Origin of the sequence: Acidovorax sp. CCYZU-2555 (genome assembly GCF_018413525.1) — a bacterium.
Lineage (GTDB): Bacteria > Pseudomonadota > Gammaproteobacteria > Burkholderiales > Burkholderiaceae_C > Comamonas.
Genome location: NZ_JAHCDD010000055.1, coordinates 1 through 23,719 on the forward strand (window position 1 = coordinate 1; position 23,719 = coordinate 23,719).

Consider the following 23,719-nt stretch of genomic DNA (forward strand, 5'->3'; position numbering starts at 1 on the left):
CCAGCTGTTCGGCGAAACGCCCCAGCCGATGAAGCGCGGCATTTTCCAGGACCTGCTCGAAGCCCAGCCCGAAGCGTTCGACCGCGACGGCCTCAAGGTCGCGCTGTCCATCCACACGCGTTCGTCGCGCTACCTCACGGCCGTGGCCGCGGGCCAGCCGCGCCATGACCTGCAAGGTCAGGCCGTCGAAGCGATGGCGCCCGAGCATGTGCACCACGCGCTGCTCGAAGTGTTCCGCCGCCGTCAGCAGCGTTCCAACGAAGACCTGCGCCCCAAACTGGTCAACCGCATCATCCAGGCGTTCGAAGCGTCCGGCCTGAGCCGCGAAGCCTATGCCGAACGCGTGCAGACCCGCGATGACGCGACCAACGCCCTGGTCGACCAGGCGCTGGCACAAGCCTCCGAGCGCGCCGCCAAGGACGAAGCCCTGCTGCGCGCCTTCGAGGCCAGCGGCCAGGACATCGAAGCGTTTGCCGACATGTACGGCATGGTTGCACGCACGGTCGCCCAAACTGTCGAGCGCGCGCGCCGCCGCAAGGCGCTGGTGGCGGAGACTGCCGCGGCGGCCGAAGCCGCCGCTGCCGAAGCTGCTGCAGCCGCCGAGCCTTCGGCCGACGCCGCCTGATCGACGCGCGGCCGAAAGGCCGCCGTCTTTCGCATCAAGCCCTGTGCGCGCCCGCGTCCAGGGCTTTTTTCATGCGGCGTTCAGTGCCGCTTCGATGTCTTTGGCCAGCTTGGCGGGCGCATCCTGGGGTGCATAGCGCTGCAGCACCTGGCCGTCGCGGCCGATCAGGAACTTGGTGAAATTCCATTTGATGGCCTTGCTGCCCATCAGCCCCGGCGCCTGCGCCTCGAGCCAGCGGTACAACGGGTGGGCGCCGGCGCCATTGACTTCGATCTTGTCCATCAGCGGAAACTGCACGCCGAAATTGCGTTCGCAAAAGGTTGCGATTTCATCGGCGCTGCCTTGTTCCTGATGGCCGAACTGGTTGCAGGGAAAGCCCAGCACCGTCAGGCCCTGATCCGCGTACTGCGCATGCAGTGCCTGCAGGCCCGCGTACTGCGGCGTGAAGCCGCAGGCGCTGGCGGTGTTGACGATCAGCAGCACCCGGCCTTGATAGGTTGACAGCGGGACTTCCCGGCCCTGGATGTCGGTGGCGCTGAAGTCGTTGATAGAGGTGGCTTGGGTATCGGCCATGGGGCTTCCTTTGCAATGCGGCACAGACCGCCAGCTTAACCCTGGTGGCCGGCCTGCGCCTGTGCGGCAATGCGCTGGCCTGGTGCGCGGGCGCGCGCTGTCGCGGCCAGCAGCGCGGCGAGCAGGATCAGCGCGCCGCCGGCCAGCGTGCGCGCGGGCAGCTCGGCCGAGGCCAGCCAGACCGCGGAGACGCTGGCGAACAGCACTTCGGACAGCATCACCACCGAAGTGACGCTTGCCGGCAGCCGGGTCGCGCCATATTGCAGCGCCCAGTTGCTCAGCAGCATCAGCGCCGCCATCACCGCGGCGATCAGCAGCCAGGGCGCAGCAGGCGCGGGCAGACCGGGCGCCAGGCCCAGCGTCCAGGCCAGGGCCGCGGCCGCCAAGCCCATGAACGCACAGCCGGCGAACATCGCCAGCATTCGCGCCTGGCCCGGCAGCGCGTGCATGCGGCGCAGATTGACGTTGGTCAGCGCGAACATGAAGCCGCCGAGCACCGCCAGGCCGTCGGCCAGCGAGAGGCCCGTGAACAGACCGCGGCCCGCGCCTTCGGCGGGCAGCAGCACCAGCACCACGCCTGAAAACGCCAGCACCAGCCGCACCAAGGCCATGGGCGTGGGCCGCTCGCCCAGCAGCTTCCAGGCCAGCAGCACGGCCCAGGCGGGCATCAGATAGAACAGCAGGATCACGCGCACCACGTCGCCCACGGTCACGGCCCAGTTGAACGCGACATTGGTCAGCCCCGAGCTCAGCGCCAGCAGCAGCAGCACCGGGTGGGCCAGCGCGCTGCGCCAGCTTCCGGGGCGCAGCAGCAGCAGGCAGACCAGCGCCGCGCCATACATCAGCGCCGTGGCCCACAGCGGGTGCAGGCCGGCCGCATGCAGCTGGCGCAGCGGCCACCAGGACAGGCCCCAGATGAGGGCGTTGAGCAACAGGGCCAGGACGGGCAGGGGAGAGCGCATGGGAAGCAGACGTGGAAACGGCCCGCGCCCGCCGGGGGGGCGGGCGCTGGCCGAGGGAGGAGACTCAGTGGCTGTCGTCCTGGCGGGCGATCTTGCGCAGGCGAACGACTTCGCGCGGATAGTGGCGGCAGTTGTAGGCATGCCAGCGGCCAATGCACCACATGATGCCGGCGACGGCCACGCCGAACAGCGTGATCGCGCCGAAGGCCGACAGGCCCAGCTTGGTCGACAGGCTGTAGAACGCGCCCAGCAGCAGAATGCAGGCCTGTTCGTTGAAGTTCTGCACGGCGATGGAGCGGCCCGCGCCCATCAGGTTGTGGCCGCGGTGCTGCAGCAGCGCGTTCATCGGCACGACCAGGAAGCCGCCCAGCCCACCCAGCAGGATCAGGAAAGGCACGGCGATCCAGATGGTGTCGATGAAGTTCATGCAGATCACCAGCACGCCCATGGCGATGCCCAGAGGGATCACGCGCGTCGCGGTCTCGAGCTTCATGTAGGTGGAGGCGGCGACCGCGCCCACGGCCGTGCCAATGGCGACCACGCCGACCAGCGACGAGGCCTGCGTGGTGCTGTAGCCCAGCGCCGCGGCGCTCCAGGCGAGCACGATGTAGCGCAGGTTGCCCGAGACGCCCCAGAACAGCGTGGTGGTCGACAGCGAGATCTGGCCGAGCTTGTCGGTCCACAGGCGCTGGCTGCAGTTCCAGAAGTCGGGCAGCAGCGCCAGCGTATTGCTCAGCAGGCTTTTGCTCGGGTCCTGGCGCAGCGGACGCATGGCCACGCCGGTGTGCGGAATGCGGGTGTTGATCCAGGCGGCAAGCACATAGATCAGCACCAGCGCGGCAATCGATGCTTCGGCCGCATTCTGCACGCCGGGCAGGTTCAGGCTCAGCAGATAGCCCGACAGCACCGGGCCGACCAGCTGGCCGCCCAGCAGCACGCCCAGGATGATGGAAGTGATGGTCAGGCCTTCGATCCAGCCATTGGCCTTGACCAGCTGCGACGCGGGCAGCAGTTCGGTCAGGATGCCGTATTTGGCGGGCGAATAGGCGGCCGCACCCAGGCCGACGACCGCATAGGCCATCAGCGGATGGTGCCCGAACAGCATCATCAGACAGCCCACGACCTTGATCGCGTTGCTGAAGAACATGACGCGGCCCTTGGGCAGGGCGTCGGCGAACGCACCGACAAACGGCGCGAGGATCACGTAGAACAACGCGAACATCGGCACCAGCGCGGCACGCTGCCACTCGGGTGCGCCGCCGGTGCGCAACAGCTCCACGGCGGCAACGAACAAGGCATTGTCGGCCAGCGAGCTGAAAAACTGCGCCGACATGATGGTGTAAAAACCGCGCTTCATTGAATGGCTGGAAAGGACATCAGCAAAGCCTTTGCCGGGATATTGGTGGACTCAAACGCAGTAACGGTTGGTTATAACACGCAGCTTTCGCTCAGGAGTGCCAGAATTCCCTCTCCCTGATTGCTTCTGAACCATGCCGCGTCCCATCCTTGCCACCATCCATTCCGGCGCCCTGCGCCACAACCTCGAGCGCGTGCGCCAAGCCGTGCCGGATGCCAAATTGTGGGCGGTCGTCAAAGCCAATGCCTACGGCCACGGCATCGAGCGCGCTTTTGACGCCTTGCGCGGCGCAGACGGCTTCGCCCTGCTCGACCTGGCCGAGGCCGAACGCGTGCGCCAGCTGGGCTGGCGCGGGCCCATCCTGTTGCTCGAAGGCGTGTTCGAGCCACGCGACCTCGAACTGTGTTCGCGCCTGGGCCTGTGGCATGTGGTGCATTGCGACGAGCAGATCGACTGGCTGGCCGCGCACAAGACCCAGGTCGGTCACCGCGTGTTCCTGAAGATGAACTCGGGCATGAATCGCCTGGGCTTTCCCGCCGCGCGCTACCGCTCGGCCTGGGCGCGGCTCAATGCGCTGCCCCAGGTCGATGAGATTTCGTTCATCAGCCATTTCAGCGATGCCGACGGCCCGCGCGGCGTGGGCCACCAGCTGAGCGTGTTCCACGAAGCCACGCGCGACCTGCCCGGCGAGCGCAGCCTGTGCAACAGCGCCGCGACGCTGGCGCTGGCCGCGGACGCGCAAGTGCGCTGCGACTGGGTGCGCCCGGGCATCGTGCTCTATGGCAGCGCGCCCGACTACCCGCTGCACACCGACCGGGACTGGGCGCTGGAGCCCGCGATGACGCTCTCGACGCGCGTGATCGGCGTGCAGCATCTGCAGGCCGGCGACACGCTGGGCTATGGCTCGACGTTTACGGCCCAAGGGCCCATGACCATAGGCGTGGTCGCCTGCGGCTATGCCGACGGCTACCCGCGCTCCTGCGAAACAGGCACGCCGGTGCTGGTCAACGGCCAGCGCACGCGCGTGCTGGGCCGGGTCAGCATGGACATGCTCAACGTAGACCTGACGCCGGTCGAAGGCGCGGGCATGGGCAGCGAAGTCACGCTGTGGGGCCGGGCGTCGACCGGCGAGCGCCTGTCGATCGACGAAGTCGCGCGCGCGGGCGGCACGCTGGGGTATGAGCTGATGTGCGCGGTCGCGCCTCGGGTGACGGTTATCGTTGATTGAGGGCGGGCCTCCACCCCCGTTTGTCTTGAACGGGCAAGCAGGCCGAGGTCTCGCAAGGCGTTCAAAAGAAACAGCGGGCATTAAAAATCCGTTCGTCCTGAGCCTGTCGAAGGATGAACGGCCTGCGCTCAAGCCATGAGGACGGGCCGTTCGTGGTTCGACAGGCTCACCACGAACGGGTCACGGTTTTGCTACCGTCTCCCTAAATCGGTCAATTTCTAAGTCCTTGATTTAGGTGATGAGAAAGCTGTTGCTTGAGAGCCTGCCTCACCCTGCCTGGTCGAGATTCCCCAGCATCCGCGCCAGCAAGCCCTGCAGCACCTGCTGCTCGTCGGGCGAAAAACCGTCCAGCATCTGCGCGGTGATGCCGCGGCGGCGCTCGCCCATGCCTTCGAACACCGCCTGGCCCGCGGGGCTCAGGCGCAGGCAGCGACTGCGCGCGTCATTGGCATGGGGCACGCGCTCGAGCCAGCCTTTTTCTTCCAGCATGTTGAGCATGCGCGCGATCTGGGCCTTGTCGGTGCCGCTGTGCTCGACCAGATCCTTCTGCGTGCGCATCGGATGGCGGCCGACGAACAGCAGCGCGCGCATCTCATTGGGCGTGAGTTCGGTCTGCAGCGCGGCGCGCATGCGATGGCGGTAGGCATGCATCAGGTCATGCATGGCGTCGAACACGTCCGCAGGGTTTTTGGCAGTCATCGTGAATTTATAGTTGACAAAATCAACGAGATGGCAGATATTTCGTTGACTAAATCAACATTTTACGCCAAAGGCCTGCATGACTACCACTGCTTGCGACACCCCTGTGACCGAAACGCTGCGCATCGAACGCCAGCGCCACCCGTTTGCTTCGCGCCATCTGCAACTGCTGGCGCGCGAAATCGTCAGCCCCGGTTTTGTGCGCGTGACGCTGGGCGGCCCGCAGCTGGCCGGCTTCGTCAGCACCGGCTTTGACGACCACCTGAAATTCATCCTGCCCCAGCAAGGCCTGGAGCGCCCCAATCTGCCGGCCATCGTCGACGGCCGCCCCAGCTTCGAAGGCGAGCGCCCGACGACGCGTGACTACACGCCCGTCAGCTGGGACGCGCAGCGCAACGAGCTGGTGCTCGAATTCGCGCTGCACAACACCGGCCCGGCCGCTGACTGGGCGGTCAACGCGCCGCTGGGCCAGTGGGTCGGCGTGGCCGGCCCGCGCGGCAGCCTGCTGGTGCCCAAGGAGTTCGAATGGCACTGGCTGCTGGGTGATGAAAGCGCGCTGCCCGCGATCGAGCGCCGCCTGGCCGAACTGCCCGCAACGGCCAAGGCCGTGGTGCGTATCTGCGTGGCCGACGCGCGCGACCAGCGCCCGCTTTCCAGCGTCGCCCAGCTCGACCTGCAATGGGTGGACTCGCTCACGGCCGCGGCCGAGCAGCTGGCGCTGCCTGCGGGCGACGGCTTCATCTGGGCCGCGGGCGAGCACAACGACATGGCCGCGCTGCGCCGCATCGTGCTGGCCAAGCCCGGCGTCGATGCCAAGCGCATGCGCATTGCCGCTTACTGGAAGCGCGGCGAGATCGCCCACCACGCAGAACTCAACGAAGGGTAAGGGCCGGCGCCGGGGCGATATGCTTGCCCCATGGCCAAAGAGAAAACCCAATATGTCTGCAACGCCTGCGGCGCGACCAGCCCGCGCTGGCTGGGCAAGTGCCCGTCCTGCGGGGCCTGGAATTCGCTGATCGAATCGGTGGCCGAATCGGCCAGCGGCGGCAAGAACCGCCTGAGCGCGCCCCAGGGCTATGCGGGCTTGGCCAATGCCCAGCCCGTCACGCCGCTGTCGGCGATCGAAGCCACCGATGTGGCGCGCACGCCCAGCGGCATCGACGAACTCGACCGCGTGCTCGGCGGCGGCATCGTAGAAGGCGGCGTGGTGCTGATCGGCGGCGACCCGGGAATCGGCAAGTCGACGCTGCTGCTGCAGGCGCTCGATGCGCTGCACCGCAAGGGCCTGCCTACTCTGTATGTCACGGGCGAGGAAAGCGGCGCGCAGATCGCGCTGCGCTCGCGCCGCCTGGGCCTGGACAACAGCCAGGTGCAGGTGCTGGCCGAGATCCAGCTCGAGAAGATTCTCGCCACGCTCGAGGCCAACCAGCCGATGGTGGTGGTGATCGACTCCATCCAGACCGTCTATTCCGACCAGCTGTCGTCCGCGCCGGGCTCGGTCGCCCAGGTGCGCGAATGCGCGGCGCATCTGACGCGCGCCGCCAAGACCACGGGCATCTGCGTGGTGCTGATCGGCCATGTGACCAAGGAAGGCGCGCTCGCCGGCCCGCGCGTGCTCGAACACATGGTCGACACCGTGCTGTACTTCGAAGGCGATACGCACAGCAACTTCCGGCTGGTGCGTGCGATCAAGAACCGCTTTGGCGCGGTGAACGAGATCGGCGTGTTCGCCATGACCGAGAAGGGCCTCAAGGGCGTGACCAACCCCAGCGCGATCTTCCTGAGCCAGCATTCCGAGCCCGTGCCCGGCAGCTGCGTGCTGGTCACGCTCGAAGGCACGCGGCCCATGCTGGTCGAGATCCAGGCGCTGGTCGACCAGGGCGGACCCAGCCCGCGCCGGCTGTCGGTGGGCCTGGACAAGGACCGCATGGCGATGCTGCTCGCGGTGCTCAACCGCCATGCGGGCGTGGCCTGCGCCGACCAGGATGTGTTCGTCAACGCGGTCGGCGGCGTGCGCATCAACGAGCCCGCGGCGGATTTGGCGGTGATGTTGGCGATCACTTCCAGTTTGCGCGGCAAGGCGCTGCCGCGCGGTTTCTTCGCGTTCGGCGAAGTCGGCCTGGCCGGCGAAGTGCGGCCCGCGCCGCGCGGCCAGGAACGGCTCAAGGAAGCCGCGAAGCTGGGCTTCACCATGGCCGTCGTGCCCAAGGCGAATGCGCCGAAAAAGGCCATTCCCGGCCTGACCATCCACGCCGTGGAGCGCGTGGACGAAGCCATGAACATCGTGCGTGGCATCAGTTGAACCACCCCCCCCTGAGCCGCTGACGCGGCTTCCCCCCAGGGGGACGGCACCGTCGCTGCGGGGCGGCCCTTGCTCGGTGCCCCTGAGCTGCGTCACGCCGATGTCATGGACTGCGCACAATGGCAAAGTTCTGCTGAAGTCGGGGTCCGGAAGGGTTATACGCACTCACCACAACCCCAAAGTCCGGTGTCCATAAGACAATTGCTGCCATGAATTTTCGCAAGATCTGGGTCCCGGTGGGACTGGCAGTGCTGTTGTACGCTGCCTTTACAACTTATGGCTGGCTGGGCGTGGCCGGCGTCGGCGGCGGTATCGTCATGTGGTTGCTGCTGCACTTCAACCGGCTGATGGCCGTGGTGCGCAAGGCTTCGAACATGCCCATAGGCTATGTCGCCAGCGCCGTCATGCTCAATGCCAAGCTGCGTACCGGCGTCAACATGATGCATGTCGTGGCCATGACACGTTCGCTGGGCAAGCAGCAGAGCCCGCAAGGCGAGCAGCCCGAAATCTTCCGCTGGACCGACGGCTCGAACTCCTATGTGGACTGCACGTTCAACCATGGCCGCCTCGTGTCCTGGCAGATGTATCGTCCCCCGCAGGACGATGCCCCCGCACCCGCGATCGAACATACGCCCACGCCGTAGAATCTCCTTTTTGCGATCTTGCACAAAGGATTTCCATGAGCTCCGCAGTTCCCTCGATGGCCGACCGTGACGGCAAAATCTGGATGGACGGCCAATTGGTCGAATGGCGCGACGCCAAGGTCCATGTGCTGACGCATACGCTGCATTACGGTTGCGGCGCATTCGAGGGCGTGCGCGCCTATGAGACGGAGAAAGGCACGGCCATTTTCCGCCTCGAAGACCACACCAAGCGGCTGTTCAACAGCGCCAAGATCCTGCGCATGAACATCCCGTTCACGCAGGAGCAGGTGAACCAGGCGCAGGTCGAGGTGGTGCGCGCCAACAAGCTCGCCTCGTGCTATCTGCGTCCGCTGACCTGGATTGGCGACAAGAAGCTGGGCGTTTCGCCCAAGGGCAACGACATCCACCTGATGGTCGCGGCCTGGGCCTGGGGCGCCTACCTCGGCGAAGAGGGCATGGCGCGCGGCATCCGCGTCAAGACCAGCAGCTACACGCGCCACCATGTGAACATCACCATGAGCCAGGCCAAGGCGGTGAGCAATTACACCAACTCCATCCTGGCCAACACCGAAGCCCTCGACGACGGCTACGACGAAGCGCTGCTGCTCGACGCCGCAGGCTTCGTGTCCGAAGGCTCGGGCGAGAACATCTTCATCGTCAAGGACGGCGTGGTCGTCACGCCCGACCTGTCGGCCGGCGCGCTCAACGGCATCACGCGCAACACCGTGTTCGCGATCTGCCAGGACCTGGGCCTTGAAGTGCAGCAGCGCCGCATCACGCGCGACGAGGTCTACATCAGCGACGAAGCTTTCTTCACCGGCACCGCCGCCGAAGTCACGCCCATCCGCGAACTCGACCGCATCGCCATCGGCGCGGGCAGCCGCGGCCCGATCACGCAGAAAATCCAGGCGGCCTTCTTTGACATCGTCAACGGTCGCAACCCCAAGTACGCGCACTGGCTCACGCTGGTGTAAGCGGTTTTTTTCCCAGCCCCCCGAGACAAGAGAATACAAATGACCCAAGCCGTCGTAGAACTGGCCGCCAAAGAACTCAATAGTTATGGCGGCGTGTACTGCCCCAGCCCGCGCGCTGACATGAAGCTGTGGAACAGCCACCCCAAGGTCTACCTGGACATCGCTCACACCGGCGAAGCCAAGTGCCCATACTGCGGCACCGTGTACCGCCTGAAGGCGGGTGAAGTCGTGGGCCATGGCCACTGACTTTCTCCGTTGAACGGTAGCAAAAGGGGCCTCGGGCCCCTTTTTGTCACCTCGGCTTTTTTTGAAGGACCACGCCGTGCGCGTACTGCATTTTGTGACCGGTGGGTTTTCCGGCGCGACCCAGGTCGCGGTCGATCTGTGTCTGGCCGCGCAGCGCAGCCAGTCGATGCCGGTGCTGCTGGTGCTGCGCCGCAAGCGCAATACCGACGCGGCGCGCGTGCAGGCGCTGCGCGACCAGGGGCTGGACGTTCGCGTCGTTCCCGGCTGGTCGCATGCGGCGACCATCTGGGCGCTGCGCAAGATTGCGCTCGAGTGGAAGCCCGACATTCTCGTGGCCCATGGTTTCAGCGACCATCTGTGGGGCCGCTATGCGGGCCTGCTGGCCGGCGTGCCGCAACTGGTGCACGTGGAGCACAACTCGCGCGAGCGCTACACCGGGTGGCGCCTCAAGCAGGCGCTGTGGCTGGACCGGCGCAGCGCGGCCAGCGTGGGCGTGTCGCGCGGCGTGCGCGACCGGTTGCTCGAGCTGGGCTTTGCGCGCGAACGCTGCGTCGCGATTCCCAACGGCATCGATCTGGCGCGCTTTCCCGCCGACCAGCTCCAGCCCTGGGCGCAGCGCGCGCCGGCCATCGTCATGGCCTCGCGCTTCGCGCGCCAGAAGGACCATGCGACATTGATCGAAGCGCTGGCGCTGCTCGGCGAGCAGGGCTTGCGCCCGCGGCTTTACCTGGCCGGCGGCGGCAAGGCGCGGCTGCGCGATCAGGCCCAGGCGCTGGTCGCCAAGCTGGGGCTGGGCGCGCAGGTGGAGTTCATGGGCCAGGTGGCGCAGCTGCCGCAGTTTCTCATGCAGCAGCAGTTGTTCGTTCTTTCCACCCACTACGAAGGCATGCCGCTGGCGCTGACCGAAGCCATGGCCGCGGGCTGTGCCTGCATAGGCAGCGATGTGGTCGGCGTGCGCGAAGTCATTGATGCGGGCCGCACCGGGCTGCTGGTGCCCGAAGGCGATGCGCCGGCGCTGGCCCGGGCGCTCAGGACGCTGCTCGCACAGCCCGACTACGCCCAGGCGCTGGCGCAGGCGGCGCGCGCCGAGGCCGAAGTGGCGTTCGATGTGTCGGTGATGCAGGCGGGCTACGAGGCGCTGCTGCGGCGCGTGCATGGGGGGGCGGGGGTCGGGGCTTCGACAGGCTCAGCCCGAACGGTTTTATAGCTCAGCCCGAACGGTTTTACAGCTCGGCCCGAACGGTTTTACAGCTCAGCCCGAACGGTTTCATGGCTCGGGCCTGACGGTCTTATAGGCGCCGGTTCAGCCCGAATGCAGCCCTGCTACAGCCGGGACTGCGTGCGCCTATGGCGCGCATTTCCCAGGCTCAGGCCCAGTTTCATCACGAACTTGCGTAACTTCTGCAACAGCGGCACACGCGGCTTCTCGGTCCAGATGGAGCTCACGAAGCTGGTCTCGTCGAGGATCAGCAGCGAGGGCACGGTGCCCAGGATGCGCAAATCGTTTTCCCACCAGAAGCGCAGGTCGACGTCGATCGGTCGGCCAAACGGCACGCGCGTGGCCAGCAGCTTGGCCGCGCCCGCGCGGCTGATCACATAGCCGGCCGTCATGCTGGGAACGCGCTGGTATTCGACCAGGGCCACATCGGGCAGCAGCGGGCGCTGGCTGCGCACTTTCTCGTGCACGCGGCCCAGCAGCTTGACCATGTCCCAGGGGATGTCGAGCGCGGCGATCGCCGCGATGCCATCGGCCAGCCGGTCGTCGAGGCGCACGTCGTCCTCGAGCACCACCATCGCGGGCGCGTCGCTGGCGATCAGTTGCCGCCAGGCCTGGATATGGCTCGCATAGCAGCCCTTTTCGCCGTTCACCAGCGGCTTGTAGTACTGGTCGCGGTTGAGCTCGGGGCTGTAGAGCGCGTCCTGCTCGGCGGCCGGCAGCTCGGCCCACCAGACCGCGTGCAGGCGCTGGCCTGGCAGGTTCAGGCGCGCGAGTTCGGCTTCGAGGCGCTCGCGCCGCTCGGCATCGCGGTCGAGATTGACGAAGAGCAGCGGAATTTTGGCGGCGTCGTAGGCCATGGGTTTCATTTCCACAGGCGTTTCCACCACGGGCGACGGCGCGGCGGCTGGCCGCTTTCGGCGGCCTGCAGCTGCTCGACGATTTCGAGATAGTGGCGGAAGTTCAGCGGCCGGTCTGCAAGGACGTCGTCAGCAACCGCGTGGAAAATGGCTTCGTACGCGGGTTTGCGCGATTCGAACAGGTGAAAGAAGTCGCGCTCGCCGTAGAAAGTGCCGATGCCGAACACGCCTTCGTTGCCCAGCGACCATTTGGGCAGCAGGCAGGCGCTCACGGCCGGCATGACCACGGGAATGCCGGCTTCGCGCGCCAGCACCGACATCACTTCGGCGGCGTCGTGCAGCTTGCTCGAGCGCATGGTCGGAGAACCCAGTTGCATCCACATACTCTTGCGAAATGCCATGAACATCGGCCCCGCATACACTTGCGTGCCTTGCTTGTGGTTGGAGAACTGTGCAAGCCCGAACAGCGCGCCGTTTTCGGCGTGCTGGACGGCCGCGAGGTAGGCCGCACGGTTCAACGCGAAGGCGTCGATGTCGCAGAACACCACGATGTCATCGGGTGCGAGCCGCTCGATGACTTGGTTCATCCACAGGCCATGGGGCTGCTGATCGGCACGCTCCTGTTGCAGCGGTATGTCAAGGTGCGCGAAGACTTCGCGCTGCTTGGACAGGATGCTGCCGGGAATGTTATCCCAGTACATGGCATGGACGGTAGGAATTTTCATAGTCAAATTGTTACTCAATACAGCCGCTGAAATGCGTGCAGCCCGGTACAGGTCGACTGAATGCTTTCTTGTGCGAACAGGGCCGGTGGCAATGCCGCCATTAAAAACCGTTTTCTATTCCCCCCTGTATTTTCGCTATGACCTTTGATACCCGCCGCATGCAGGCGCTTTCCGAATCTGCCGCCCTGGTCTGTCTGGTGGTGGTCTTTCTGTCTTTTCCCGTGGCGATGGCGCTGGCTTACATCGCGATGGCGCTGGCACTGCTGTTCGGGCTGCTCAGCGGCAGGATCTGGCAGCGCTGGCCCACGGTGCGGCGCGCGCCCGTGGTCTGGGCGGCGCTGGGGCTCTATGGGTTGATGCTGCTGGGCATTCTGTACACACCTGCAAGCCATGACGACATCGTTTTGCACCTGTCCAAGTACAGCAAGCTGCTGCTGGTGCCGGTGTGCATCGCGCTGCTCGCCGAGAGCGCCTGGCGCCGGCGCTGCGTGAATGCCTTCGTGCTGGCGATGCTGTTCATCCTCGGCTCGGTCTACGCGAACATCTTCTGGGACCTGCCCTGGTCGCGCACCCATAACCTGGGCTGGGGCCAGGACCATACGGTGATCGGCGACTACATCACGCAGAACGTGATGATGACGTTCTTCGTCGTGCTGGCGCTGGACCGGGGCCTGCGTGCCAGCGCGGCCTGGTGGCGGCGCAGCGCCTGGTGGCTCGCGGCCCTGATGGCGGCGCTGAGCATCACCCATCTGTCGAGCGGCCGCACCGGCTATCTGCTGCTGATGGTGGCGCTGATCGCCTTCCTGCTGCTGGCCGCGCAGGGCTGGAAGCGCTGGCTCGCGCTGGGCATTCTGGCGCTGGGCCTGGTGACGGTGGTCGCGACCTCCACGGAAGTGCAGGAGCGCGTGAAGCTCGGCATCACCGAAGCGCGCAACAGCAAGAGCATGGAAATCACCAGCATCGGCGGGCGCATCAACTTCTGGAAGAACACCTGGTCGCTGGTCGAGCAGAAGCCGATCACGGGCTGGGGCACGGGCAGCTACCACGACACCTGGTGCGAAGAGGTCACGGCCGAAGGCTGGTGTGCTTTCGGTCGCTGGCACCCGCACAACCAGTACCTGTTCCTCTGGATGGAAAACGGCATTCTGGGCCTGCTCGCTTTCCTGGTGCTGATCGGCGCGCCGGTCTGGGCCGCGCGCGGCGCCCAGCCCCACCAGCGCCGCCTGCTGCTGAGCTTCGCGGTGATCCTGGCCGTCAACAGCCTGATCAACGCTTCGCTGTGGAGCTCGCGCGAAAGCCATTTCTTCGTGATGCTGCTGATCGTGCTGTGCGCGGATGCGCTTTATGGGAGCCGGCGGCCGGCCGAGGCGCCGCCCGCTGAGGCGCGCCCAGCTAAGGCGCCCCCCGCTGAGGCGCGCCCAGCCGTTCGCTGATTCAGGCCCGGGGCAGGCGCAGCACGAAGCGCGCGCCGCCGCCTTCGCGGGCTTCGCAGTGCACGCTGCCGCCGTGGCGCTCGGCAATCGAGCGCACCAGTGCCAGGCCCAGGCCCACGCCGCCCGAGCGCTCGCTCGCGCCCGGCAGGCGGTAGAACTTCTCGAAAATGCGTTCGCGCTGGTCGGCCGGCACGCCCGGGCCGCGGTCGTCGACGCGGATTTCGGCCTGGCCGCTCACATGCGCCAGCTCCAGCGTGATCTCGCCATGGCTGTAGCGGCGCGCGTTCTCCAGCAGGTTGCGCACCGCGCGGCGCAGCAGCTTGGCGACGCCCGGCACTTCCAGTTCGGCCAGGTCCTGCAACTGCAGTTCGGCGTCGATGCGCGCGCATTCCTCGGCGCACAGGCCGATCAGATCGACCGACTCTTCGGTGCCCACGTCGACTTCGCGCGAGTCGAGCCGGCTGGCGAGCAGGATTTCGTCGACCAACTGGTCGAGCTCGTTGACGTTGCGCAGGATTTCGGCGCGCGAAGCCGGCGAGGGCTGCTCGCCCGACATCAGCTCCATGCCCATGCGGATGCGCGTCAGCGGCGAGCGCAGCTCGTGCGAGGCATTCGCCAGCAGCGACTTTTGCGAAGCCATCAGCGCTTCGATGCGTTCGGCCGAGGCGTTGAACTGGCGCGAGAGATCGGCCAATTCGTCATTGCCCTGCACCGGCACGCGCGTCGCCAGATCGCCTTCACCAAAGCGCTGCACGCTGCGCTGCAGGTGTTCGAGTCGCTTGAGCAGCCGGCGGATGATGGGAAACACGCCCAGCGCCACGGCGATGCCGACCAGCGCCAGCATCCACAGGAAACCGAAAGGCCGCAGCCAGAACGCTGCCGGGCCATGCGGCGGCGGGCGCTCGCCGCGCTGGGTGCGCGGCGCCATCTGCAGGCTGAAGCTCTGGCCGTCGGCACCCGCGATATCGAAGCGCAGGCCTTCGGACGGGTCGCCGGGCCGGCGTATGCCCAGGCCCTGGGCCAGCACCTGGCCGTTGCCGTCGCGCAGCACGATTTCGCGCGCCGGCGCGGCGCTGGCGCTGTTCTGCTGCGCGTTGAATTCCGCCGCGGTCTGCCAGGCCCAGGCGACCAGCAGCGTCAGCACCGCCACGCCGCCGACCACGGCCAGCCAGATGCGCAGGTACAGCCGGCGGGAGAAGAGGCGCAGCAACGACATGGCTTCAGTCCTGCTGCTTGGCGAACACATAGCCCACGCCGCGCACCGTCAGGATGCGTTTCGGGGCCTTGGGGTCGACTTCGATCGCCGCGCGGATGCGGCCCATGTGCACGTCGATGGAGCGGTCAAAGGCTTCGAGTTCGCGGCCGCGCACGGCTTCCATGATCTGTTCGCGCGAAAGCACGCGGCCCGCGCGCTCGGCCAGCGCCACGAGCAGGTCGAACTGGTAGGAGGTCAGCTCGCTGGCCTGGCCGCCGACGGTCACGGTGCGCGCATCGCGGTCGATTTCCAGCGTGCCGAAGCGCAGCGCCTGGCTGGTCGCTTCCGCGTTGCCCTTGCCCTGGCGGCGCAGGATGGCACGGATGCGCGCCAGCAGCTCGCGCGGCTCGAACGGCTTGGGCAGGTAGTCGTCGGCGCCGATCTCGAGGCCGATCACGCGGTCCATGGGATCGCCCTTGGCCGTGAGCATCAGCACCGGCGTCTGCGCCGCGGGGCCGGGCAGCGCGCGGATGCGGCGGCAGACTTCGAGGCCGTCGATGTCGGGCAGCATCAGGTCGAGGATCACGAGGTCGGGCAGCGCCTGCAGGTCGGTGACCTGCAGCGCGGCCAGGCCGCTGAGGCCATCGCCGCAGTGGTTGAGCCTGAGGCCGTTCTGGCCCAGGTACTCGCCCACCATCTGGGCGAGGCGGGCGTCGTCTTCGATCATCAGCAGGTTGTGCACGCTCATGGGGTCCGTCGCAGTAAGGGAGTTAGAGGGCAGGGCCATGCCTTCAATGGTGGCGCCAAGCTGTCACAGCTGCTTGTCGCCAGCGTAAAGATGGGGTAAATCTGGCGCGCGTGGCGGCTCCTGTCAATCGTGTGTCAGCGGCACGCGTGAAGCGGCCCAGACCAGCAGCAGCACGGGCAGGCCCAGCAGCGCCGTGGCCGTGAAGAACGTCGCATAGCCATGGGCGTCGACGAAGACGCCCGAGAAGCCCGCGATCCATTTGGGCGCGAGCAGCATCATCGAGCTGAACAGCGCGTATTGCGTCGCCGAGTACTGCACGTTGGTCAGCGCCGAAAGGTAGGCGATGAACGCCGCCGACGCAATGCCGCCGGCCAGATTGTCGGCCGAGACCACGAACACCAGGCCCGTGAGGTCATGGCCGCGCGTGGCCAGCAGCGCGAACAGCAAGTTGGTGACGGCCGACAGCAGCGCGCCCAGCATCAGCACGCGCATCACGCCCCAGCGCATGGCCATCGCGCCGCCGAGAAACGCGCCGGCCAGCGTCATGATCACGCCGAAGACCTTGGTCACGGCCGCGACCTCGTCCTTGGTGAAGCCCATGTCGACATAGAAAGGGTTGGCCATGATGCCCATCACCACATCGCTGATGCGGTAGACGGCGATCAGCGCCAGGATCAGCGCGGCCTGCCAGCGGTAGCGGCGGATGAAGTCGGCGAACGGCTCGACCAGCGCGCCGCGCAGCCATTCGCCTGCATTGCGCGCGCGCGGCAAGGCCCGCGGCGCGGGTTCGCGCGACAGCAGCACCGTGACCACGCCCAGCAGCATGCTCGCGGCCATCGCGCAGTAGGCGACCTGCCAGGCGTTGTGCATATAGCCCGTGGCATCGCCCTGGGTGCGCGCCGCGATCCACAGCACGCCCGCGCCGGCCCAGATCATCGCCAACCGGTAGCCGGTCTGGTAAGTCGCGGCGAGCGCGGCCTGGCGGTCGGTGTCGGCCGATTCGATGCGAAAGGCATCGAGCGCGATGTCCTGCGTGGCCGAGCCGAAGGCCACGGCCAGCGCGCACCAGACGACGGGCTGCAGGCTGGTCAGCGGGTCGTTGAACGCCATGCCTATCAGGCCAGCCATCACCATCAGCTGCGACAGCAGCAGCCAGCTGCGCCGGCGCCCGAGCCGGCGCGTGAGCAGCGGCAGCGGCAGGTGATCGACCAGCGGAGACCAGAGCCATTTGAACGCATAGACCAGGCCGACCCAGCTCAGATAGCCTATGGTCGCGCGGTCCACGCCGGCTTCGCGCAGCCAGAACGACAGCGTGCCCAGCACCAGCAACAGCGGCAGTCCCGCCGAAAAGCCCAGGGCCAGCATGCGCCAGCTCGCGGGTTCGCGGTAGACACGCCAGGTGTCGCGCCAGCTGCGGGGAGGGACGGGAACGGAAGTCGGCGCGGCTTGGGAAGTGGATTGGGTCATGGCTAAAAGAGCGGGCTGCGGGCCCATTATCGGCATGCTTTGCGACTGTGCCCGGGTGTCGGGCCCGGGTTGCGCTCTTGTCTGACGGCTGGCGCCAGCAGAACGGCTAGACTTTTGCGCATGCAGCACCACGACTTCCCCTCCTCCCCCCTTGAAAGCGCGGGCCACTGCCTGCGCTGTAGCGTTCCGGGCGCGAGCCTGTGGCAGGCACGGCGGGCTTTTCTGCGCCTGGGCGGCGCGGCGGCGCTCGCGGGCGCGGGCGGCTCGGCGCTGGCCCAGGTCGACGTGGGCAGCGGCTCGCGCCTGCGCCAGCTCGTTCCCGCGCAGACGCTCGAAGAGGCGGCCACCGGGCAGTACCAGGAGCTGCTCGCCAAGGCCAAGGCCCAGGGCGCGCTCGCGCCACCCGGCAACCCCCAGCTCAAGCGCCTGCATGTCATTGCGCAGCGCCTGATTCCCTACGCCGCATCGTGGAACGAGCGTGCACGTTCGTGGCGCTGGGAAGTGAACCTGATCGGCAGCCAGGAAATCAACGCTTTTTGCATGCCCGGCGGCAAGATCGCGTTCTACACGGGCATTCTCGACAAGCTTGCGCTGACCGATGACGAGGCCGCGATGATCATGGGCCACGAAATGGCGCATGCGCTGCGCGAACATTCACGCGAGCAGCTCGCCAAGAGCCAGGCGACCAACATCGGCCTGTCGCTGGGCGCGCAGCTGCTGGGCCTGGGCGACCTGGGCAATGCGGCCGCCAAGATGGGCGCGCAGTTGCTGAGCCTGCAGTTCAGCCGCTCCGACGAAAGCGATGCCGACCTCGTGGGCCTGGAAATCGCCGCGCGCGCGGGCTACAACCCGCAGGCGTCCGTGACGCTGTGGGAAAAGATGGGCAAGGCGACGGGCGGCAGTGGCGGCGGCCTGGCTTTCCTCTCTACCCATCCCAGCGGCCCGGACCGTATCCGCGAACTGCAGAGGAATGTGCCCAAGGTCGATGGCTTGTATCGTCAGGCGCGGAAATAAGGCCCCCACGTTCGCCCACTGCGTGTGGCTCTCTGCCCCCCAAGGGGGCGCGTTTCGCCTTGGGGCGGCCCGGCGGCGAAACCAGGCCCCCACGTTCGCCCACTGCGTGTGGCTTCAGGTCCCACCGACGTAAGGATTGCTCAAGCGCTCGCGCCCCAGCGTGCTTTCGGGGCCGTGGCCCGGAATGAACACCGTTGCGCCGCCCATGGGCCACAGGCGCTCGGTGATGCTGGCGATCAGCTGCTCGTGGTTGCCCTGGGGAAAGTCGGTGCGGCCTATGCTGCCCGCGAACAGTACATCGCCGACGAACACGCGCTCGATCTGCGGCGCGTGGAACACCACATGGCCGGGCGTATGGCCCGGGCAGTGGCGCACGTGCAGCGTTTCCTGGCCGATTTGCACGCTGTCGCCGTCATGCAGCCAGCGCGTGGGCGTGAAGCTTTGCGCGGGCGGAAAGCCGAACATCGCGCTTTGCTGCGGCAGGCCGTCGATCCAGAACTGATCGCCTGCGTGCGGGCCGATGATGGGCAGCGCATGCGACTGCGCTAGTTCGCCCGCGCCGCCGGCGTGGTCGATATGCGCATGCGTCAGCCAGATCGCGCGCAGCGTCAGTCCCAGGCGTTCGACTTCGGCCAGGATGCGCGGCAGATCGCCGCCGGGGTCGATCACGGCCGCGTCGCGGCTTTCATTGCACCAGACCAGCGAGCAGTTCTGCTGGAAGGCGGTGACGGGAATGGTGAGGTATTTAAGCATGGGGTGTGGGCGCGCAAAGCGTGGTCTTGCACGCCATTGTCCGCGAAGTCCCCGGGCCAGCCGGTGCCGAGCCGCGATGACATCATCGCGCAGACGCGCCAGCGTATAGTTTCCTCACTCTCGCCCGGCAGCCTGCATTCGCAGCGCCTTCAACCCATGGATCAATATTTATCGTGGCCCGGCTTCGGGTCGCTACCCGGACTGCTCGCTGCGCTGGGGCTGGCCCGGCCCGACGCGCTTCCCCCGCCGTTGCAGCTCGCGGCATTCTGGCTGGCCGCATCTTTCACGGTCTATGCCGCGCAACGCCTCGCGGAATATGTGTCGTTGTCTGTGGACCAGGCCAGCCGCCGGGTGTTCGAGTCGTTCGCGTCGGTGGGCATGGGCTGCCTCATCTGGGCGCTTTCCATGGCGGCCGTCTATCTGCGCGCCGACATCCATCTGCATGAATGGACGCTGCTGCCGGCGCTTCCCGCGCTGGTCGTCATGGTGCTCAGCTGCCGGCTGAGCCTGTCCACCCTGCTGACGTCCGGCAACTGGCCGCGGCGCATTCTGGCGAGCCTGGCCATGGCGGCAGGCATTCTGCTGGCCTACACGATCCTGGCCACCAACGGTTTTTCCACGACGTCGACGGTCAATGAGGTTCCGCTGGCGCTGGCCTTCGTGGCCGTTGCCGGATTGGTCATCCTGCGCTCCTGGCGCCACCACGGGCTGCGCTTGCGGTCGGCGGCTTCGCCGCATGCGGATACATGGATCGAATGGGTTGCCTGCGGCGGAGTGATCGTGGCGCTGCAGTGGCTGTTGGCCATTTCCTTTGACTACCGCCAGAACCTGCAGGCCGCAGCCGCTTCGCCGCTGGGCGATTCCGCGGCGCTGCTGATCGTGGGCATCTTCGCCGGTGCGATGGCGCTGGAGCAGTTCCTCAACATCCGCGCCGACCGGGGGCGCCAGCATTTGATACACCGCGGCCTGTCGATGATTCGTTCGAGCGCGGATTCTGGCGTGGTGCAGGCCGATGCGCGGCTGGCGCTGATCGCCGATTATCTCCACGAGCTGCTGCGGCCCGAGCGGTTGGCGCTGCACTTTCAGCCCATCGTCAACCTGCGCAGCGAAGCGGTGCATCTCGAAGCCTTGCTGCGCCTCGAGCACCCGCGGCTGGGCCGCATCAATCCCGAAAAGTTCTTCCTGGTCTGCGAGCTGCGCGGCAAGACGCAGCAGGCCGACCGCCTCATCGTGCTCAATGCGCTGGAGCACGCCCGGCATTGGCACGCGGGCGGGCAGGCGCTGACCGTGCATGTGAACATCGCACCCGTCACGTTGATGGCCAGCGGTTTTGCCGATTGGCTCGAGGCCGAGATCGCGCAGCGCGGACTCGGACCGCAGCATGTGAGGCTGGAGCTGACCGAACATGCGATCACCGCCAACGGCCTGTGCATGACGCGCTGCGTGGGCGAGCTGCATGCGCGCGGCATCCAGGTGGTCATGGACGACTTTGGTGCGGGCTTCTCTTCGCTGGGCTTGCTGGCCAACCTGCCGCTGGCCAGCATCAAGTGCGACCGGCTGTTCCTGCGCGACGTGGCCAATGACGTGAAGCGGCAGATATTGCTGCGCCATGTGGCGGCCATGGCGCATGAGCTGAACATCTCCGCCACGGTCGAAGGCGTGGAGACCGAGGACGAACTGCGCAGCGTCGCGCGCTGCGGCATCGACACCATCCAGGGCTATCTGTTCGCGCGGCCGCTGCCTGCCGCCGACGTCGCGCACTGGCTGGTGCATATCGGTCCCGAACGCCTGCGCGCCATGCGCGCGATCCTGGCGAGCGACGCGTGATGTCTGGCGCCGCCGGCGCCGATATGACGAAAATCCCGCGCCATTGGATTGGTCTGTTGCAAATATTCCAGCAGAAAGCGAAATTTGACTACAACGCGCTGATTTTGCATTTTTAAAGCGTCATTTACGGTGGCGTATTTACCTCCCGGGCGTGATATTGGCTTGGGTAATGAGCGTTGCATTCAAGCAGGATTTCCTGCGCACACCGTTTTTCAAGTGGTCGAAAAAGCCTGTTTCGTTGCCAGCATTGGGTGAAATGGCCGGTATCGGACAGATGTGTCCGAATACTAACGCTGGCAACAAGCTCTTTCTGCTGAAAATATGATGGCCCCCCGGACGGACTGCCATCGATTTCACGGCCTTGAAGTAATTCAGGAAAGTGCTGTCGCGGCAGCGTCGGCATATTCAAAAACCATGCAAAAAAACCATATTCCAATCATGGCATTATCCTTTCTCTCCATACAGAAGAAAGGCACGCCATGCATGCATTAACCATTCTGCTTCTGGCCCTGCTGGGCCTGCCGCTGACCATTGGCGGCGGCTGGCTGCTGTCGCTGGGTGGCAGTCCGTTCTATCTGTTCAGCGGCCTGGTCGTTCTGGCCGTGGCCGTGGGGCTGCTGGCGCGCAAGCGCTGGGCCACGCCGCTGTATGCGGTCTGGCTGCTGGTGCTGCTGGCCTGGTCGCTGTGGGAAGCGGGCCTCTACTGGTGGCCGCTGGCGACCCGCCTGGGCCTGCCGGTGATCATCGGCGTGCTGATGGCCATTCCGGCCGTGCGCCGGCGCGCCCAAGGTGAAGGCCACTTCAGCGCGGGCTGGCCCGTGCTCGCGGCTTCTCTGCTGACGGCCGTGGTGGCGCTGGTGGGCATTCCCCGCCACCTGCACGAAACCGAGGGCACGCTGGCGATGGACGTCGTCAATGCCGACGCCAAGCTCGGCGACAGCGCCCTGCCCGAAGGCGACTGGAACGCCTACGGCCGCACGGCCCATGGCCAGCGCTTCTCGCCGCTCAAGCAGATCACGCCCGACAACGTGGCCAACCTCGATGTGGCCTGGCAGATCCAGACCGGCGACGTGCGCGGCCCCAAGGACGTGACCGAAACCACCTACCAGGCCACGCCGCTGAAGATCAACGACACGCTGTACCTGTGCACGCCGCACAGCCTGGCGATCGCGCTCGACGCCGACACCGGCAAGGAGCGCTGGCGCTTCGATCCCAAGGCCGGCATGGAATCGCAACGCCAGCACCAGACCTGCCGTGGCGTTTCGTTCCACAGCAGCACGGCGCTGACCGCGACGGCAACGGCCGCCGCCGCGCCTGCGGCCCAGGCCACCTGCAGCAACCGCATCTTCCTGCCCAGCTCCGATGCCAAGCTGCATGCACTCGATGCCGCCACGGGCAAGCCCTGCGCCGACTTCGGCAGCAACGGTGCCATCGATCTGACGCACAACATGCCGTTCAAGCAGGGCGGCTACTACTACGCCACCTCGCCACCGCTGGTCGCGGGCGACGCGGTGATCATCGCCGGCGCGGTCAACGACAACTACGCGGTGAACTCGCCCTCGGGCGTGATCCGCGCCTATGACGTGCATACCGGCAAGCTGTTGTGGAACTGGGACTCGGGCAATGCGGGCAAGACCGCGCCGTTCGACCCCAACGATCCAAGCCAGGTCTATACGGCCAGCTCGCCCAACAGCTGGTCGGTGGCGAGCGCCGATCTGGAACTGGGCCTGGCCTATTTCCCCATGGGCAACCGCACGCCCGACCAACTGGGCATGTTCCGCAACGCCGACGAGGAAAAGTACGCGACTTCGGTCGTGGCGCTGGACCTGGCGACGGGCCAGGTGCGCTGGGTGCGCCAGTTCGTGCACCATGATCTGTGGGACATGGATTCGCCGGCCCAGCCCGTGCTGCTGGACCTCGACCTGGCCAAGGGCCGCACGCCCGCGCTGGTCGTGCCCACCAAGCAGGGCGACGTCTATGTGCTCGACCGCCGCGACGGCACGCCGCTGCAGCAGGTCAGCGAACGCGCCGCGCCCCAGGGCACGGACATTCCGGGCCAGACCGTGGCCGCGACCCAGCCGGTGTCGGCGCTGAGCTTCGAGCCGCCCGCACTGCGCGAGTCCGACATGTGGGGGGCGAGTCTGATCGATCAGATGATGTGCCGCATCGCGTTCAAGAAGCTGCGCTATGAAGGCCGCTACACGCCGCCGTCGCTGCAGGGCTCGCTGATCTATCCGGGCAACTTCGGCGTCTTCAACTGGGGCAGCGTCGCTGTCGATCCGCAGCGCCAGGTGATGTTCGGCATGCCTACCTACCTGGCCTTTGTCTCGACGCTGGTGCCCAAGGCAGACATCGCGGGTCAGCAGACCAATACCGGTGAGCAAGGCCTCAACGAGAACGCCGGCGCCGACTACGCGGTCGCCATGCATCCCTTCCTGTCGCCCATTGGCGTGCCTTGCCAGGTGCCGCCATGGGGCACGGTGGCCGCGGCCGATCTGCGCACCGGCAAGATTGCCTACCAGTACCGCAACGGCACCATTCGCGACCTGTCGCCGTTGCCGCTGCCCATCCGTGTCGGCGTTCCCGGCATCGGTGGTCCGCTGATGACCGCCAGCGGCGTCGCCTTCCTGGGCGCTGCCGTCGACAACAACTTCCGCGCCTATGACGTGGCCAGCGGCAAGATCCTCTGGGATGTGCGCATTCCGGCCGGTGGCCAGGCCACGCCCATGAGCTACCTCAACAGCCAGGGCGAGCAGATGGTGGTGCTGGTTGCCGGGGGCCACGGCTCCATAGGCACCAAGGCCGGCGATTACGTCGTGGCGTACAAGCTCAAGAAGTAGACACGCCAAGTCTGCAAAACGCCCTGTTCGC

The 23,719-nt window shown here is 66.6% G+C and carries 23 protein-coding genes; 13 read left to right on the top strand and 10 right to left on the bottom strand.

The window, feature by feature from the left end:
* On the top strand, positions 1-625 hold a 625-nt coding region (locus KHY18_RS18195; RefSeq protein ID WP_249729216.1), incomplete at its 5' end, for a ProQ/FINO family protein.
* A gap of 69 nt (positions 626-694) precedes the next feature.
* Here the strand turns inward: KHY18_RS18195 and KHY18_RS18200 are convergent.
* The 3 genes from KHY18_RS18200 to lplT form a co-directional block, all read right to left on the bottom strand.
* A complete protein-coding gene (locus KHY18_RS18200) occupies positions 695-1,198 on the bottom strand; it encodes a glutathione peroxidase (RefSeq protein ID WP_213303037.1) in 504 nt (167 codons plus the stop codon).
* Positions 1,199-1,233: 35 nt separating this feature from the next.
* Entirely contained in the window at positions 1,234-2,160 is a 927-nt protein-coding gene (locus tag KHY18_RS18205; protein WP_213303040.1) for a DMT family transporter, read from the bottom strand.
* A gap of 64 nt (positions 2,161-2,224) precedes the next feature.
* Positions 2,225-3,517 carry a lysophospholipid transporter LplT gene (gene lplT / locus KHY18_RS18210; protein WP_213303043.1) on the bottom strand — a complete coding sequence of 431 codons (1,293 nt, stop codon included), beginning with the start codon at positions 3,515-3,517 and terminating at the stop codon, positions 2,225-2,227.
* A gap of 133 nt (positions 3,518-3,650) precedes the next feature.
* Between lplT and alr the strand changes: the two genes are divergently transcribed.
* The gene (alr, locus tag KHY18_RS18215) at positions 3,651-4,745 is read left to right on the top strand and encodes an alanine racemase (protein WP_213303046.1); all 1,095 of its coding nucleotides are present in this window, start codon (positions 3,651-3,653) and stop codon (positions 4,743-4,745) included.
* A 267-nt stretch (positions 4,746-5,012) separates the two neighbouring features.
* Here alr and KHY18_RS18220 read toward each other — a convergent pair whose 3' ends face one another.
* On the bottom strand, positions 5,013-5,444 hold the full coding sequence (locus KHY18_RS18220; RefSeq protein ID WP_213303049.1) for a MarR family winged helix-turn-helix transcriptional regulator: 432 nt from the start codon (positions 5,442-5,444) through the stop codon (positions 5,013-5,015).
* 79 nt (positions 5,445-5,523) lie between these two features.
* Here KHY18_RS18220 and KHY18_RS18225 point away from each other — a divergent pair, with 79 nt between their 5' ends.
* The 6 genes from KHY18_RS18225 to KHY18_RS18250 all read left to right on the top strand — a co-directional run bounded on the left by KHY18_RS18225 (position 5,524) and on the right by KHY18_RS18250 (position 10,817).
* Positions 5,524-6,330 carry a siderophore-interacting protein gene (locus KHY18_RS18225; RefSeq protein WP_213303053.1) on the top strand — a complete coding sequence of 269 codons (807 nt, stop codon included), beginning with the start codon at positions 5,524-5,526 and terminating at the stop codon, positions 6,328-6,330.
* Positions 6,331-6,360: 30 nt separating this feature from the next.
* A complete protein-coding gene (gene radA, locus KHY18_RS18230; protein WP_213303056.1) occupies positions 6,361-7,746 on the top strand; it encodes a DNA repair protein RadA in 1,386 nt (461 codons plus the stop codon).
* Between the two features lie 209 nt (positions 7,747-7,955).
* The gene (locus tag KHY18_RS18235) at positions 7,956-8,390 is read left to right on the top strand and encodes a glycerate kinase (protein ID WP_213303059.1); all 435 of its coding nucleotides are present in this window, start codon (positions 7,956-7,958) and stop codon (positions 8,388-8,390) included.
* Between the two features lie 35 nt (positions 8,391-8,425).
* Entirely contained in the window at positions 8,426-9,364 is a 939-nt protein-coding gene (locus tag KHY18_RS18240; protein WP_213303062.1) for a branched-chain amino acid transaminase, read from the top strand.
* A gap of 39 nt (positions 9,365-9,403) precedes the next feature.
* Positions 9,404-9,610 (top strand): zinc-finger domain-containing protein, encoded by a 207-nt coding sequence (locus KHY18_RS18245; protein WP_213303065.1) that lies wholly within the window; start codon positions 9,404-9,406, stop codon positions 9,608-9,610.
* Between the two features lie 76 nt (positions 9,611-9,686).
* Positions 9,687-10,817 carry a glycosyltransferase gene (locus KHY18_RS18250; protein WP_213303068.1) on the top strand — a complete coding sequence of 377 codons (1,131 nt, stop codon included), beginning with the start codon at positions 9,687-9,689 and terminating at the stop codon, positions 10,815-10,817.
* A 116-nt stretch (positions 10,818-10,933) separates the two neighbouring features.
* On the opposite strand, the gene KHY18_RS18255 is transcribed toward KHY18_RS18250, so the two are convergent.
* Together KHY18_RS18255 and KHY18_RS18260 are read right to left on the bottom strand one after the other, a co-directional pair.
* Positions 10,934-11,695, bottom strand: coding sequence for a glycosyltransferase family 25 protein (locus KHY18_RS18255; RefSeq protein WP_249729219.1), 762 nt, complete (start codon positions 11,693-11,695; stop codon positions 10,934-10,936).
* On the bottom strand, positions 11,692-12,411 hold the full coding sequence (locus tag KHY18_RS18260) for a hypothetical protein (RefSeq protein ID WP_213303071.1): 720 nt from the start codon (positions 12,409-12,411) through the stop codon (positions 11,692-11,694). Before KHY18_RS18260 ends, KHY18_RS18255 begins: the two co-directional genes overlap by 4 nt.
* A gap of 137 nt (positions 12,412-12,548) precedes the next feature.
* Between KHY18_RS18260 and KHY18_RS18265 the strand changes: the two genes are divergently transcribed.
* Complete coding sequence (locus KHY18_RS18265) at positions 12,549-13,844, top strand: O-antigen ligase family protein (protein WP_213303074.1); 1,296 nt, start codon at positions 12,549-12,551, stop codon at positions 13,842-13,844.
* A 1-nt stretch (position 13,845) separates the two neighbouring features.
* On the opposite strand, the gene KHY18_RS18270 is transcribed toward KHY18_RS18265, so the two are convergent.
* From KHY18_RS18270 to KHY18_RS18280, 3 genes are all read right to left on the bottom strand, one after another.
* Positions 13,846-15,060, bottom strand: coding sequence for an ATP-binding protein (locus tag KHY18_RS18270; protein WP_213303076.1), 1,215 nt, complete (start codon positions 15,058-15,060; stop codon positions 13,846-13,848).
* Positions 15,061-15,064: 4 nt separating this feature from the next.
* Positions 15,065-15,787 (bottom strand): response regulator, encoded by a 723-nt coding sequence (locus KHY18_RS18275; protein ID WP_213303078.1) that lies wholly within the window; start codon positions 15,785-15,787, stop codon positions 15,065-15,067.
* 123 nt (positions 15,788-15,910) lie between these two features.
* A complete protein-coding gene (locus tag KHY18_RS18280; protein WP_213303080.1) occupies positions 15,911-17,254 on the bottom strand; it encodes an AmpG family muropeptide MFS transporter in 1,344 nt (447 codons plus the stop codon).
* 120 nt (positions 17,255-17,374) lie between these two features.
* Between KHY18_RS18280 and KHY18_RS18285 the strand changes: the two genes are divergently transcribed.
* The gene (locus KHY18_RS18285; RefSeq protein ID WP_213303082.1) at positions 17,375-18,268 is read left to right on the top strand and encodes a M48 family metallopeptidase; all 894 of its coding nucleotides are present in this window, start codon (positions 17,375-17,377) and stop codon (positions 18,266-18,268) included.
* A gap of 114 nt (positions 18,269-18,382) precedes the next feature.
* On the opposite strand, the gene KHY18_RS18290 is transcribed toward KHY18_RS18285, so the two are convergent.
* Positions 18,383-19,021 (bottom strand): MBL fold metallo-hydrolase, encoded by a 639-nt coding sequence (locus tag KHY18_RS18290; protein ID WP_213303084.1) that lies wholly within the window; start codon positions 19,019-19,021, stop codon positions 18,383-18,385.
* A gap of 156 nt (positions 19,022-19,177) precedes the next feature.
* On the opposite strand from KHY18_RS18290, the gene KHY18_RS18295 reads away from it, so the two are divergent.
* The 3 genes from KHY18_RS18295 to KHY18_RS18305 all read left to right on the top strand — a co-directional run bounded on the left by KHY18_RS18295 (position 19,178) and on the right by KHY18_RS18305 (position 23,688).
* Entirely contained in the window at positions 19,178-20,848 is a 1,671-nt protein-coding gene (locus KHY18_RS18295) for an EAL domain-containing protein (RefSeq protein WP_213303087.1), read from the top strand.
* A gap of 169 nt (positions 20,849-21,017) precedes the next feature.
* A complete protein-coding gene (locus KHY18_RS18300; RefSeq protein WP_213303090.1) occupies positions 21,018-21,173 on the top strand; it encodes a hypothetical protein in 156 nt (51 codons plus the stop codon).
* A 154-nt stretch (positions 21,174-21,327) separates the two neighbouring features.
* Positions 21,328-23,688: a membrane-bound PQQ-dependent dehydrogenase, glucose/quinate/shikimate family gene (locus tag KHY18_RS18305; protein ID WP_213303093.1), complete on the top strand. Its 2,361-nt coding sequence runs from the start codon at positions 21,328-21,330 to the stop codon at positions 23,686-23,688.
* Positions 23,689-23,719: the final 31 nt, after the last annotated feature.

Bases quoted from the DNA above. Each gene is read 5' to 3' on its own strand.
- KHY18_RS18200 (WP_213303037.1), bottom strand. From the start codon at position 1,198: ATGGCCGATACCCAAGCCACCTCTATCAACGACTTCAGCGCCACCGAC.
- KHY18_RS18205 (WP_213303040.1), bottom strand. From the start codon at position 2,160: ATGCGCTCTCCCCTGCCCGTCCTGGCCCTGTTGCTCAACGCCCTCATC.
- lplT (WP_213303043.1), bottom strand. From the start codon at position 3,517: ATGAAGCGCGGTTTTTACACCATCATGTCGGCGCAGTTTTTCAGCTCG.
- alr (WP_213303046.1), top strand. From the start codon at position 3,651: ATGCCGCGTCCCATCCTTGCCACCATCCATTCCGGCGCCCTGCGCCAC.
- KHY18_RS18220 (WP_213303049.1), bottom strand. From the start codon at position 5,444: ATGACTGCCAAAAACCCTGCGGACGTGTTCGACGCCATGCATGACCTG.
- KHY18_RS18225 (WP_213303053.1), top strand. From the start codon at position 5,524: ATGACTACCACTGCTTGCGACACCCCTGTGACCGAAACGCTGCGCATC.
- radA (WP_213303056.1), top strand. From the start codon at position 6,361: ATGGCCAAAGAGAAAACCCAATATGTCTGCAACGCCTGCGGCGCGACC.
- KHY18_RS18235 (WP_213303059.1), top strand. From the start codon at position 7,956: ATGAATTTTCGCAAGATCTGGGTCCCGGTGGGACTGGCAGTGCTGTTG.
- KHY18_RS18240 (WP_213303062.1), top strand. From the start codon at position 8,426: ATGAGCTCCGCAGTTCCCTCGATGGCCGACCGTGACGGCAAAATCTGG.
- KHY18_RS18245 (WP_213303065.1), top strand. From the start codon at position 9,404: ATGACCCAAGCCGTCGTAGAACTGGCCGCCAAAGAACTCAATAGTTAT.
- KHY18_RS18255 (WP_249729219.1), bottom strand. From the start codon at position 11,695: ATGAAACCCATGGCCTACGACGCCGCCAAAATTCCGCTGCTCTTCGTC.
- KHY18_RS18260 (WP_213303071.1), bottom strand. From the start codon at position 12,411: ATGAAAATTCCTACCGTCCATGCCATGTACTGGGATAACATTCCCGGC.
- KHY18_RS18265 (WP_213303074.1), top strand. From the start codon at position 12,549: ATGACCTTTGATACCCGCCGCATGCAGGCGCTTTCCGAATCTGCCGCC.
- KHY18_RS18270 (WP_213303076.1), bottom strand. From the start codon at position 15,060: ATGTCGTTGCTGCGCCTCTTCTCCCGCCGGCTGTACCTGCGCATCTGG.
- KHY18_RS18275 (WP_213303078.1), bottom strand. From the start codon at position 15,787: ATGAGCGTGCACAACCTGCTGATGATCGAAGACGACGCCCGCCTCGCC.
- KHY18_RS18280 (WP_213303080.1), bottom strand. From the start codon at position 17,254: ATGACCCAATCCACTTCCCAAGCCGCGCCGACTTCCGTTCCCGTCCCT.
- KHY18_RS18285 (WP_213303082.1), top strand. From the start codon at position 17,375: ATGCAGCACCACGACTTCCCCTCCTCCCCCCTTGAAAGCGCGGGCCAC.
- KHY18_RS18290 (WP_213303084.1), bottom strand. From the start codon at position 19,021: ATGCTTAAATACCTCACCATTCCCGTCACCGCCTTCCAGCAGAACTGC.
- KHY18_RS18295 (WP_213303087.1), top strand. From the start codon at position 19,178: ATGGATCAATATTTATCGTGGCCCGGCTTCGGGTCGCTACCCGGACTG.
- KHY18_RS18300 (WP_213303090.1), top strand. From the start codon at position 21,018: ATGAGCGTTGCATTCAAGCAGGATTTCCTGCGCACACCGTTTTTCAAG.
- KHY18_RS18305 (WP_213303093.1), top strand. From the start codon at position 21,328: ATGCATGCATTAACCATTCTGCTTCTGGCCCTGCTGGGCCTGCCGCTG.